General features: G+C 69.0%; 12 protein-coding genes. All 12 read left to right on the top strand.

All coding sequences use genetic code 11. The features are described from left to right. The first annotated feature begins 136 nt into the window (after window positions 1–136). Genes SOM39_RS05275 through SOM39_RS05330 form a run of 12 tightly spaced genes read left to right on the top strand, consistent with a single transcriptional unit; the run spans window position 137 to window position 11,072 of the window. Complete coding sequence (locus SOM39_RS05275) at window positions 137–871, top strand: beta-ketoacyl synthase chain length factor (protein ID WP_320457716.1); 735 nt, start codon at window positions 137–139, stop codon at window positions 869–871. Then, the gene (locus tag SOM39_RS05280) at window positions 864–1,667 is read left to right on the top strand and encodes a lysophospholipid acyltransferase family protein (protein WP_320457717.1); all 804 of its coding nucleotides are present in this window, start codon (window positions 864–866) and stop codon (window positions 1,665–1,667) included. Before SOM39_RS05275 ends, SOM39_RS05280 begins: the two co-directional genes overlap by 8 nt. Continuing rightward, window positions 1,654–1,914 carry a phosphopantetheine-binding protein gene (locus tag SOM39_RS05285; RefSeq protein ID WP_068854459.1) on the top strand — a complete coding sequence of 87 codons (261 nt, stop codon included), beginning with the start codon at window positions 1,654–1,656 and terminating at the stop codon, window positions 1,912–1,914. The genes SOM39_RS05280 and SOM39_RS05285 overlap by 14 nt, the downstream gene beginning before the upstream one ends. Window positions 1,915–1,933: 19 nt before the next feature. After that, window positions 1,934–2,191, top strand: a complete 258-nt coding sequence (locus tag SOM39_RS05290) for an acyl carrier protein (protein WP_068854458.1) — start codon at window positions 1,934–1,936, stop codon at window positions 2,189–2,191. A gap of 22 nt (window positions 2,192–2,213) precedes the next feature. Continuing rightward, window positions 2,214–2,765: a hypothetical protein gene (locus tag SOM39_RS05295; RefSeq protein ID WP_210131347.1), complete on the top strand. Its 552-nt coding sequence runs from the start codon at window positions 2,214–2,216 to the stop codon at window positions 2,763–2,765. Continuing rightward, a complete protein-coding gene (locus SOM39_RS05300) occupies window positions 2,758–4,446 on the top strand; it encodes an AMP-binding protein (protein WP_320457718.1) in 1,689 nt (562 codons plus the stop codon). The genes SOM39_RS05295 and SOM39_RS05300 overlap by 8 nt, the downstream gene beginning before the upstream one ends. Next, the gene (locus SOM39_RS05305; RefSeq protein WP_320457719.1) at window positions 4,439–5,191 is read left to right on the top strand and encodes a glycosyltransferase family 2 protein; all 753 of its coding nucleotides are present in this window, start codon (window positions 4,439–4,441) and stop codon (window positions 5,189–5,191) included. The genes SOM39_RS05300 and SOM39_RS05305 overlap by 8 nt, the downstream gene beginning before the upstream one ends. Then, complete coding sequence (locus SOM39_RS05310) at window positions 5,188–6,135, top strand: acyltransferase (RefSeq protein ID WP_320457720.1); 948 nt, start codon at window positions 5,188–5,190, stop codon at window positions 6,133–6,135. Before SOM39_RS05305 ends, SOM39_RS05310 begins: the two co-directional genes overlap by 4 nt. After that, the gene (locus tag SOM39_RS05315) at window positions 6,125–7,687 is read left to right on the top strand and encodes an aromatic amino acid ammonia-lyase (RefSeq protein WP_320457721.1); all 1,563 of its coding nucleotides are present in this window, start codon (window positions 6,125–6,127) and stop codon (window positions 7,685–7,687) included. The genes SOM39_RS05310 and SOM39_RS05315 overlap by 11 nt, the downstream gene beginning before the upstream one ends. Then, window positions 7,674–8,096 (top strand): acyl-CoA thioesterase, encoded by a 423-nt coding sequence (locus SOM39_RS05320; protein ID WP_068854452.1) that lies wholly within the window; start codon window positions 7,674–7,676, stop codon window positions 8,094–8,096. The genes SOM39_RS05315 and SOM39_RS05320 overlap by 14 nt, the downstream gene beginning before the upstream one ends. Further along, window positions 8,093–8,719: an outer membrane lipoprotein carrier protein LolA gene (locus SOM39_RS05325; protein WP_320457722.1), complete on the top strand. Its 627-nt coding sequence runs from the start codon at window positions 8,093–8,095 to the stop codon at window positions 8,717–8,719. Before SOM39_RS05320 ends, SOM39_RS05325 begins: the two co-directional genes overlap by 4 nt. After that, window positions 8,640–11,072: an MMPL family transporter gene (locus SOM39_RS05330; protein ID WP_320457723.1), complete on the top strand. Its 2,433-nt coding sequence runs from the start codon at window positions 8,640–8,642 to the stop codon at window positions 11,070–11,072. Before SOM39_RS05325 ends, SOM39_RS05330 begins: the two co-directional genes overlap by 80 nt. The last annotated feature ends 20 nt before the right edge of the window (window positions 11,073–11,092 follow it).

An 11,092-nucleotide genomic window follows, 5' to 3' on the forward strand; every position in this document is an offset into this window, starting at 1 on the left:
CGTGCGCTCCTTTCGCGGCGTGCCGAACACGCCGGACGATGTCGAAGACAGGCGTGGGCCGGCTGGAATGGGGGAGCCGATCCGCGTTGCCGCCAAGGCTCGTGCTGTCCAGGTGCCCATAACCATGTTGGCGTGAATGATCGAGTTCTCTGTTGTGGATTGGTCGGCCTGGGCACCGGGACTGACCACGAAATCGGATTGGCAGGCGTGGGCCCACGCACCGACGTTGCCCGAAGGCGACGACACGCCCGCGTTGCCGGAAGTGCCGGCCATGCAACGCCGCCGCATCGAGCGCTTGGGCCGCATGGCCATCCAGGCCGCGTGCTGGTGCGAACAGCCCGACGATGCCGGCCAGGTGCCGCTGGTGTTCGCGTCCCGGCATGGCGACGTGGCCCGTTCGATGGAACTGCTCGATACCCTGCGCCAGGATGCCCCGATGTCGCCCACCGGCTTTGGCCTGTCGGTGCACAACGCGGTGGCCGCGCTGTATTCGATCGCGCGCGGCCAGCGCGGCAACTACCTGGCCCTGGCCGGCGGCCGGGGCACGGTGGAGGCCGCCTGCGTGGAGGCCTTCGGGCTGCTCGCCGATGGCGCCCCGGAAGTGCGCGTGATCGCCTACGAATCGCCGCTGCCGGCGGTGTACGCCGGGTTCGCCGATGAGCCTGACCCCTTCTTCGCCTGGTGCTGGCGGCTGGCCCGCGCCGATGCGCCGGGCACCCGGCTGTCGCTGGGCTGGGGCCGGGGCGGGCAGGACAGCCCGCCCGGCGCGCTGCCGCACAGCCTGGACGCGCTGCGCTTCCTGCTGTCTGGCGAGCCGGCGCTGCAGTTCCAGGTCGATGGCCAGCAGTGGTCCTGGCAGCGCCATGGCTGAGCGCTGGCGCGCCCGCCTCGACCACGCCTGGCGCGTGGTCGGCACCGGCGTCAGTTTCGCCGCCTTCGGGATCGGCGGGCTGCTGCTGGGTGGGCTGCTGTTTCCGCTGCTGCTGCTGGTCCGTCACACGGCCCGGCGGCGCACCCTGGCGCGCCGGCTGGTCCAATTCAGTTTCGCCAGCCATGTCGCGCTGATGCGCTGGCTGGGGGTGATGACGTACGAGATCCGGGGCGCGGAACGCCTGCAGCGCAACGGTCTGCTGATCCTGGCCAACCATCCCACCCTGATCGACGTGGTGCTGCTGATCGCCCAGCTGCCCAACGCCGATTGCGTCGTGAAGCAGGCTGTCGCCTGCAGCCCCTTCATGCGCGGCCCGGTCCGCGCGGCCGGCTACGTGGCCAATAGCGACGGGGCGGGGCTGATCGATGACTGCATCGCCGCCGTCAAGGCCGGGGGCAACCTGGTGATCTTCCCGGAGGGCACCCGCACTGTCCCGGGACAGCCGCTGCGGCTGCAGCGCGGCGCCGCCAACATTGCCGTCCGGGGCCGGCTGGACATTACCCCGGTCAGGATCACCTGCACCCCGCCTACCCTGACCAAGGGCCAGAAATGGTATCGTGTGCCATCACGGCGTTTTCACGTTCAGCTGGAAGTCGGGGAAGATCTCCCGATCGCCCCGTTCCTGACCGGGGCCGACGATACGCCCAGGGGGGATGCCTTGGCGGCCCGGCGCGTGACCGATCACCTTGCCCACTACTTTGACTTCGCTGGAGAACCAAGCCGTGCAGGCACTTGAGCACGAGATCAAGGAATTGATCATTTCATCGCTTTCATTGGAAGACATCACTCCGGACGACATCGACGCCGCCGCACCCCTGTTCGTGGAGGGGCTGGGCCTGGATTCGATCGACGCGCTTGAACTTGGTTTGGCCCTGCAGAAAAAGTACGGTGTCAGCCTGTCCGCCGACTCGGAAGAGACCCGTCGCCATTTTTCCAGCGTGCGTGCCCTTGGCGAGTTTGTCGCCGCACGCCAGCAGTCTTAACGGCGTCTCAGGATTTGCCATGACCAAGAACGAACTTTTCGATCGCATCGTCAAGATCCTCAAGGACAGCTTTGAGATCGAACCGGTGCGCATCACGCCACAGGCCCGCCTGTACGACGACCTGGACATCGACAGCATCGATGCCGTGGACCTGATCGTGCAGCTCAAGCCGCTGCTCGGCCGCAACCTGCAGCCGGAAGCCTTCAAGGCGGTCCGCACCGTGCAGGACATCGTCGATGTGGTGCATGGGCTGCTGCCCGGGCAAGCGGCCGCCTGACGGCCGCCGCTGAAGATCGACCATGGTCCGGGTACGCGTCGCGGCGTTTGCAGTGCTGTCGCTGGCGTACCCGCTGGTGGTGTATCTCTCGCTGGGACGCTTCGAGCCGCGCTGGATGGCCCTGCTGCTGTTCGCCCTGGCCGCGCTGCGCGCACTGACCACCCGCCAGCCGGTGTGGTGGGCCGCCGCGATCGGCGCCGGCGTGCTGGCCCTGCTGGCCACCGCGTTCAACCAGGCGCTGCCGTTGAAGCTGTACCCGGCGCTGGTCAATGCGGTGATGCTGGTGATCTTTGCCACCAGCCTGCGTTTCCCGCCCAGCGCGGTGGAGCGGCTGGCGCGCTTGACCGAGCCGGAACTGCCGCCGTTCGCCGTGGTCTATACCCGCCGTGTCACCCAGGTGTGGTGCGGCTTTTTTGTTCTCAACGGGGGCCTGGCCCTGCTCACGGCGTTCTGGGCCTCCAACCAGGTCTGGGCGCTCTACAACGGATTGTTGGCGTACGTGATGATGGGTGTCCTGTTTGGTGGTGAATGGCTGGTGCGGCGGCGGGTGAAGGCGGCACACGCGCATGGCTGAGTGGATCGCGCTGGACCGGTTGGCGCAGCTGCCCCGGGCCGAACGCATCGTCGGCATCGATGCGACGGGCAGTGCCGTGGCGCACCCGCTGTTCCGCACCCGGGTCATCGGCTGGCAGCAGGCCTTCGCCGCCGCGCCCGGCCGCGACTGGGCGCTCTATTTCGACGACACCCTGGACTTCGCCGCCGCGCTGTTCGGCGCCTGGCACGCGGGCAAACGGGTGTACCTGGGCGGCGACAACCTGCCGGCCACCCTGGACGGGCTGGCCCCGCGCGTGGCCGGCTTCGCCGGTGACGTGCCGGCGCATTTCGCGCCGCTGCAGCCGCGCGACGCCGCCGACCCTCAGGCCGAGCTGGCCGTGCTGGACGAAGACGCGCTGGAACTGGTGGTGTTCACCTCCGGCAGCACCGGCGCGCCCAGCGCGATCAGCAAGCGCATGCGCCAGCTGACCCGCGAGGTGGATGCGCTGCAGGCCGCGTTCGGTGCGCAGCTCGATGGCGCGCAGGTACACGGCACGGTCTCGCACCAGCACATCTACGGCCTGCTGTTCCGCGTGCTGTGGCCATTGGCGGCCGGCCGCGCGATCCAGCCGCGCCGCTTCTTCCATGAAGACCTGGTCAGCGCGCTGGCGCACCAGCCCTCGGTGCTGGTCGCCACCCCGGCCCATCTCAAGCGCCTGCCCGAACAGCTGGACTGGTCATCGCTGAGCGGCCAGCTGCGCGCGGTGTTTTCCTCTGGCGGCCCGCTGCCCAGCGAGGCCGCGCTGCAGGCCCGCGCGCTGCTTGGCGTGGCACCCACCGAAGTGTTCGGCAGCAGCGAAACCGGCGGCATCGCCTGGCGCCAATGGAGCGCCGAACAGCCGCAGTGGCACCCGCTGCCGGGCGTGTCCTGGCGGATCGAGGAAGGCTGCCTGGCCGTGTCCTCGCCGCACCTGGTCGACGACGCCTGGTGGCAGACCCAGGACCGCGTGGAGGCCGATGCCGGGCGCAGCTTCCGCCTGCTCGGGCGCGCCGACCGCATCGTCAAGATCGAAGAACGCCGGGTCTCGCTCGACGCGCTGGAACAGCAGCTGCGCGCGCACCCGCAGGTACAGGACGTGCGCGTGCTGGTGCTGCAGGGCGCACGCGAACAGCTTGCCGCCGTGGTGGTGCCGCACAACGGTGGCGTGGCGCAGTGGACCGATGCACAGCGCCGCCAGCTGTCGCAGGCGCTGGGTGCGCACCTGGCCCACAGCCATGATGCGGTGACCCGCCCGCGGCGCTGGCGCTTCATCGACGAACTGCCGTACAACGCGCAGGGCAAGATCACCGCCGCCGCGCTGGAAGCGTTGTTCCGGCCGCTGCTGCCGGTGGCACAGTGGCAGCAGCGCGCCGCGGATGCCGCCGTGCTGGTGCTCCCGCTCGAACCGGACCTGGTCGCCTTCGATGGCCACTTCCCGCAGGCGAAGATCCTGCCCGGGGTGGTCCAGCTGGACTGGGCGATCCATTACGCGCGCGAAGCCTTCGCCATGCCGCCGCGTTTCGAGCGGATGGACGCCCTGAAGTTCCAGCACGTGGCGCGGCCGGGCGACCGACTGCAGCTGACGTTGGGCTGGGATGCGCTGAAATCGGTGCTGAGCTTCCGCTATGTCTCCGACCACGGCGTGCATGCCAGCGGGCGGGTGGTGTTCGGCGATGCTTGAGCCGCTGGTGGTGATTCCCGTCTACGACCACGAACACGCCATCGGCGCGGTGGTGCAGGGCGTGCGTGCCAGTGGCCTGCCGTGCCTGCTGGTGGATGATGGCTCGCACCCGGCCTGCGCGCAGGTGCTGCAGGCGTTGGCGCAGGCACACCCGGAGCAGGTCAGCCTGCTGCGCCTGGCGGTGAACCAGGGCAAGGGCGGCGCGATGCTGGCCGGCTTCGCTGAAGCGGCGCGGCGTGGGCATACCCACGTGCTGCAGATCGATGCCGACGGCCAGCACGACCCGGCCGACATTCCGCGCTTCGTGGCCCTGGCCACGCAGCACCCGCAGGCGGTGATCTGCGGCATTCCGGTCTACGACGACAGCGTGCCCAAGGCACGCCTGTACGGGCGCTATGCCACCCATATCTGGGTCTGGATCAATACGCTGTCGCTGCAGATCCGCGATTCAATGTGCGGTTTCCGGCTGTATCCGCTGGCGCCGGTCACCCGCCTGGTGGGCGAGGAAACCATCGGCCGGCGCATGGATTTCGACAGCGAGATCCTGGTGCGGCTGTTCTGGCGTGGCGTGCAGGTGATCAGCCTGCCCACCCGGGTGACCTATCCCAGCGATGGCGTCTCGCACTTCGATGTGTGGCGCGACAACGTGCGCATCAGCCGCATGCACACCCGCCTTTTCTTCGGCATGCTCTGGCGCGCCCCGCGCCTGCTGTGGCGCCGCGTCGCAGGAACCGCGGCGGCATGAACGCACCGGCACCGGCCAACGCCCCGCACTGGGCCGACCTGGGCGAGACCACCTCGGCCGCCGGGGTGCTGTTCCTGTGCTGGGTGCACCGCTGGTTTGGACGCTGGCCGTTCCGCCTGTGCGTATACCCGGTGGTGCTGTGCCATTGGTTGAGCAACGGCGTGGCGCGCCGCGCCTCGCTGCAGTACCTGCAGCGGCTGCAGGCGCATACCGGGGTGCTCGGCGGTACGCCGGGGCGCTGGACCAGCCTGAAACACTTCGCGCTGTTCGCCGATACGCTGCTGGACAAGCTGCTGGGCCTGGGCGGGCGCTACCCGCCCGAGCGCATCCAGCTGCAGCGCGACCTGATGCTGGAAAAGATCGCACGCCGCGAAGGCGGGCTGATCCTCACCGCGCACATCGGCTGCCTGGAGCTGTGCCAGGTGCTGGCCGAGCAGGTGCCCGGCTTCCACATCACCGTGCTGGTGCACACCGCGCATGCGCAGCGCTTCAACCGGCTCATGCAGCGGCTGGATCCGCTGGCCTCGGTCGAACTGATGCAGGTCACCGACATGGGCCCGGCCACCGCCGTGGAGCTGCAGCGCCGCGTGCAGGCCGGCGGATTCGTGGCCATCGTCGGCGACCGCGTGCCGCTGCGCGGCGGGCGCACCGTGCCGGCACCGTTCCTGGGCCATACCGCCCAGTTCCCGATCGGCGCCTATGTACTCGCCTCGGCGCTGGCCTGCCCGGTGTACACCATGGCCTGCCTGCACGAAGGCACGGGCTACCGCGTGCGCTTCGAGCACTTCAGCGACCGCATCACCCTGCCGCGCGGCTCGCGCGATGCCGCGCTGACCGCGCAGGCCGAACATTTCGCCCGGTGGCTGGAACGCCAGGTCACCGAAGCCCCCTTGGACTGGTTCAACTTCTTCCCCTTCTGGGATCAGGCATCTCATGGCACGTAATGCAGGCTCCACCCCGACCCGGACGCTCCGCTTCGGCGATGCGCCGCTGACCATTGAAGACGTGGTCGCGCTCTCGCAGCGCCAGGCCGACGCCGTGGTCAGCGACGACCCGGCATTCACCGCGCGCATCCAGCGCGGCGCCGATTTCCTCGATCGCCTGCTGCGCGAGGACGGGGTGATCTACGGCGTGACCACCGGCTACGGCGATTCGTGCACGGTCAACATTCCACCGGCACTGGTGGCCGAACTGCCGCACCATCTGTTCACCTACCACGGCTGTGGCCTGGGCCGCTTCCTGGACGAACAGGAGACCCGTGCGGTCATCGCCGCGCGCCTGGCCTCGCTGGTGCGTGGCATGTCGGGCGTGAGCCATCCGCTGCTGCAGGGTCTGGCCACGCTCCTGCGCCACGACGTGCTGCCGCTGATTCCGGCCGAAGGATCGGTCGGCGCCAGTGGTGACCTCACTCCGCTGTCCTACGTGGCCGCCGTGCTCTGCGGCGAACGCGAGGTGATGTACCAGGGCGCACGCCGCCCGGCCGCCGAGGTACTGGCCGAGATCGGCATGGCCCCGCTGCGGCTGCGGCCGAAGGAAGGCCTGGCGATCATGAACGGCACCGCGGTGATGACCGCGCTGGCCTGCCTGGCCTACGACAGAGCTGACTATCTCACCAAGCTGGCCACCCGCTTGACCGCCTTCAATGTGCTGGCCAGCGACGGCAACGCGCACCATTTCGATGAAATGCTGTTCGCCGCCAAGCCACATCCGGGCCAGATGCAGATCGCCGCGCGCCTGCGCGACGACCTGCACAGCGACCGCCCGCCCCGCAACGAACAGCGCCTGCAGGACCGCTACTCGCTGCGCTGCGCCCCGCACGTGATCGGCGTGGTGCAGGATGCGCTGCCGTTCCTGCGCCAGTTCATCGAAACCGAACTCAACAGCGCCAACGACAACCCGCTGATCGACGCCGATGGCGAGCGCATCCTGCACGGCGGCCACTTCTACGGTGGCCACATCGCCTTCGCGATGGATGCGCTGAAGAACACCATCGCCAACCTGGCCGATCTGCTCGACCGCCAGTTGGCACTGGTGGTGGACGCGCGCTTCAACCACGGCCTGCCGGCCAACCTGTCGGCTTCCACCGGTGAGCGTGCGGCGATCAACCACGGCCTGAAGGCGCTGCAGATCAGCGTCTCGGCGTGGACCGCCGAAGCGCTCAAGCAGACCATGCCGGCCTCGGTGTTCTCGCGTTCCACCGAATGCCACAACCAGGACAAGGTCAGCATGGGCACCATCGCCGCGCGCGACTGCCTGCGCGTGATCGAGCTGACCGAACAGGTGGTGGCCGGCATGCTGATCGCCGCACGCCAGGGCGTGGCCCTGCGCGAGCGGGTCGGCATGAACGCCACCCTGCACGGCGACCTGGCCGCCATGTACCAGGACCTGTGCGGACGCATCGCGCTGGTGGAAGAAGACCGCGCCCTGGACGGCGAGCTGCGCAGCCTGCTCGACGATATCCGCAGCCAGCGCTGGAGCCTGTATGACCGTCCCTGACCTGAGCTTCGAGGTCGCGCTGTCGCCGACCTTCCACGACTGCGATCCGATGCACGTGGTGTGGCACGGAAACTACTTCAAGTACTTCGAAGTGGCGCGCTGCGCGCTGCTGCAGCGCCATGACTACGACTACCCGCAGATGCGCGATTCCGGCTACATCTGGCCGGTGGTCGACGCGCGGGTGAAGTACATCCGTCCGCTGCTGTACGGCCAGGCGCTGCGCGTGCGCGCCACCATCACCGAGTGGGAAAACCGCCTGAAGATCGCCTACGAGATCTTCGACGCCGACAGCGGGCAGGTGCTCACCCGTGCCCACACCATCCAGGTCGCGGTCGACGCGGCCACCAACGAAATGCTGTACCTGTGCCCGTCGGTGCTCTGGGAACGGCTGGGAGTACAGGTGCCATGATCCGTTTCCTGCGCACGCTGGGCGTGCTGGTGTTGCTGGCCGTGGCCAGCCCCGTGCTCGCGGCGCCGGCCGCCAGCGTGAACCTGGTCAAGCAGCGCGTGGCCAAGGTCAACGTGCTGCGCGGCGAATTCAGCCAGGACAAGCAGGTTTCCGGCTTCAAGAATCCGCTGCGCTCCCAGGGCCGCTTCGTGCTGGCCCAGGACCGTGGCGTGATCTGGACCACGCTCAAGCCGTTTCCCTCCGAAGTGGTGGTCACCCGCGACCGCATCCTCAGCCGCCAGCGCGATGGCAGCAGCCGGGTCGAACTGGATGGCCGCCAGCAGCCGGCGATGCGCTCGGTCAACGCGATCATGTTCGCGCTCATGAGCGGCGATGCGCAGGCGCTGTCCGCGCAGTTCACGGTGAAGGTCGACGCGCTGCCCGACAACGGCTGGCGCATGCACCTTACCCCGCGCTCGCCGATGCTGGCCAAGGTGTTCAGCGCGCTCGAACTGAGCGGCGACCGTTACGTGCGGGAAGTGCAGATCACCGAAGCGAACCAGGATGTCACCCGCATCCACTTCACCGCCCTGGGCGAAACCCCGGCGCAGCTCAGCGCCGACGAGGACCGCCGGTTTGAATGAGTCGTTGAATTCGGCCTGGCGCGAGAACGGCCGGCTGCAGCGTGCATGGCGCTGGCTGGCGGTGGCGTGGCTGCTGGTGCTGGTCGGGCTGGGCGTGCAGCAGTGGCAGCTGTGGTCGAAGGAATCGCGGATCGACACCGACATCCTGGCGCTGCTGCCGCAGGATGCGCACGACCGCCTGCTGTCCGATGTAACCCGGCGCATCGCCGATGCGAATGCGCGGCAGATCGTGGTGCTGCTCGGCAGCGCCGACGGCGCGGCCACCAAGGCCGCCGAACAGGCCTTCCGCCAGCGCCTGCGCGACGATCCGCAGGGCAAGGCGTTGTTGCAGGAAAGTGGCTCGATTGAAGGCTGGTTCGACCAGGCGCGCGCGTTCTACGCGCCGTACCGCGACCGCCTGCTGACCGGGCAGCAGCGCCAGCGCCTGCAGGATGAGTCCGCCGAAAGCCTGTCCGAATCCGCGCTGGCCGCGTTGTACGGCCCGATGGGCGCGCCGCGCCTGACCGAATGGCGGCAGGACCCCCTGTCGCTGTGGCCGCAGTGGTGGCAGGAGCGGGCTGCCGCCTCTGGCCTGCGCATGGGCGACGACGGCCTGCTCGACGCCGACGGCAAGCACTGGTCGGTCATCCAGTACGAAACGCTCGGTTCCGCGTTCCAACTCGATGGTGAACGCCATATCGACCTGCTGCTCGATGCCGCCACCGCCGCTGCGGCAAAGCACGCGCCCGGCCTGGAAGTACTGCGCGCAGGCGTGCCGCTGCACGCCGAGGCCGCCGCGGTGCAGGCCAACTGGGAAATCAACACCATCGGCTGGGGTTCGCTGGCGGCGGTGCTGCTGCTGGTGTGGCTTGCATTCCGTTCGCTGCGCCCGATCCTGCTGGTGGCCGCCTCGCTGCTGATCGGCTGCGGCGTGGCGCTGGCGGTGACCGTGCTGGTGTTCGGCAAGGTGCACGTGCTGACCCTGGTGTTCGGCGCCTCGCTGGTCGGCGTCGCCGAGGATTACGGCATCCACTGGTTCGCCTCGCGCCAGGCCGAGCCGGCCGACCGCCGCTGGAAACTGCTGCGGCACCTGCTGCCCGGCCTGTGGCTGGCCCTGGTGACCAGCGCGCTGGCCTACCTCGCGCTGGGCCTGGCGCCGTTCCCCGGTCTGCGCCAGATGGCGCTGTTCTCCGTTGTGGGCCTGGCCGGTGCGTTCCTGACCGTGATCTTCTGGTTCCCGTGGCTGGATGGCGGCGAAATCCGCAGTACCCGCTTCGCGCGCTGGCTGGGCGCCACGCTGGAGCGCTGGCCGCGCCTGCACGGGCGCCGCCCGGTCGGGTTGTTCCTGGGTGCGGTGGTGGTGCTGTCGGGCCTTGGCATGCTGCGCCTGACCGCGGACGACAACCTGCGCAGTCTGCAGTCCTCGCCGATGTCGCTGATCAACCAGCAGATCCGCATCAGCCAGATGCTGGGCATGCCCAGCCCGGCACAGTTCTACCTGGTGCAGGGCGACAACGCCGAACAGGTGCTGGAACGCGAAGAAGCGCTGATCGAGCGCCTGCGCGTGCTCTCGGCGAACAAGCAGATCGGCGGCTACCGCGCGATCAGCGAGTGGCTGCCGTCGGTACAGCGCCAGCACGCCGATGCCGCGCTGACCGCGCGGGTCGAGCCGCAGGTACTGGCTGCCGTCGGCGAAACGGTCGGTGAAAGCCTGCAGCGCCCGGACTACGCGGCGCAGGACCTGCAGGCCGAGGCGTTCCTGGCGTCGCCCGCCGCCATGCCGTTCCGCCACCTGTGGCTGGGCGAAGTGGGCAAGGGCATGGCCTCGGTGGTGATGGTCGATGACCTCTCCCGCGCCGATGCGCTGACGCTGCTGGAAGCGCAGGCCAAGGGCATCGACGGCGTGCGCTGGGTCGACCGCACCGCCGATTTCTCCGCGCTGCTCAAGCACTACCGCAAGCTGATGAGCGCGCTGCTGCTGGTGGGCATCGTGCTGGTGTTCGCGGTGCTGTATTGGCGCTACCGCGCGCAGGCATGGCGCGTGTTCGCTCCCACGCTGGCGGCCGGCGCGCTCACCTTGGGCCTGCTCGGCCTGTTCGGGCAGCCGCTGCAGCTGTTCAATGTATTGGCGTTGATGCTGCTGCTCGGCATGGGCATCGATTACGGCATCTTCCTGATCGAACACCGCGGCGATGCCAGCGCCTGGCTGGCGGTCTGCGTCGGCGCGGCCAGCACCTGGCTGTCGTTCGGCCTGTTGGGCCTGTCGGCCACGCCGGCGCTGCGCGCGTTCGGTCTCACCCTGCTGTTCGGCATCGGCCTGGTCTGGTTGATCTCGCCGCTGTTCCGCCCGCCACCGCACGACGCACCGCACTGAGCGACCGCGCCGGACTCCCC

It is taken from the genome of Stenotrophomonas sp. CFBP8994 (assembly GCF_034044835.1).
GTDB lineage: Bacteria > Pseudomonadota > Gammaproteobacteria > Xanthomonadales > Xanthomonadaceae > Stenotrophomonas > Stenotrophomonas rhizophila_A.

Excerpts from the sequence above, each read along its gene's own strand:
- SOM39_RS05280 (WP_320457717.1), top strand. The coding sequence starts at position 864 with ATGGCTGAGCGCTGGCGCGCCCGCCTCGACCACGCCTGGCGCGTGGTC.
- SOM39_RS05300 (WP_320457718.1), top strand. The coding sequence starts at position 2,758 with ATGGCTGAGTGGATCGCGCTGGACCGGTTGGCGCAGCTGCCCCGGGCC.
- SOM39_RS05275 (WP_320457716.1), top strand. The coding sequence starts at position 137 with ATGATCGAGTTCTCTGTTGTGGATTGGTCGGCCTGGGCACCGGGACTG.
- SOM39_RS05320 (WP_068854452.1), top strand. The coding sequence starts at position 7,674 with ATGACCGTCCCTGACCTGAGCTTCGAGGTCGCGCTGTCGCCGACCTTC.
- SOM39_RS05315 (WP_320457721.1), top strand. The coding sequence starts at position 6,125 with ATGGCACGTAATGCAGGCTCCACCCCGACCCGGACGCTCCGCTTCGGC.
- SOM39_RS05330 (WP_320457723.1), top strand. The coding sequence starts at position 8,640 with ATGTCACCCGCATCCACTTCACCGCCCTGGGCGAAACCCCGGCGCAGC.
- SOM39_RS05305 (WP_320457719.1), top strand. The coding sequence starts at position 4,439 with ATGCTTGAGCCGCTGGTGGTGATTCCCGTCTACGACCACGAACACGCC.
- SOM39_RS05290 (WP_068854458.1), top strand. The coding sequence starts at position 1,934 with ATGACCAAGAACGAACTTTTCGATCGCATCGTCAAGATCCTCAAGGAC.
- SOM39_RS05310 (WP_320457720.1), top strand. The coding sequence starts at position 5,188 with ATGAACGCACCGGCACCGGCCAACGCCCCGCACTGGGCCGACCTGGGC.
- SOM39_RS05325 (WP_320457722.1), top strand. The coding sequence starts at position 8,093 with ATGATCCGTTTCCTGCGCACGCTGGGCGTGCTGGTGTTGCTGGCCGTG.
- SOM39_RS05295 (WP_210131347.1), top strand. The coding sequence starts at position 2,214 with ATGGTCCGGGTACGCGTCGCGGCGTTTGCAGTGCTGTCGCTGGCGTAC.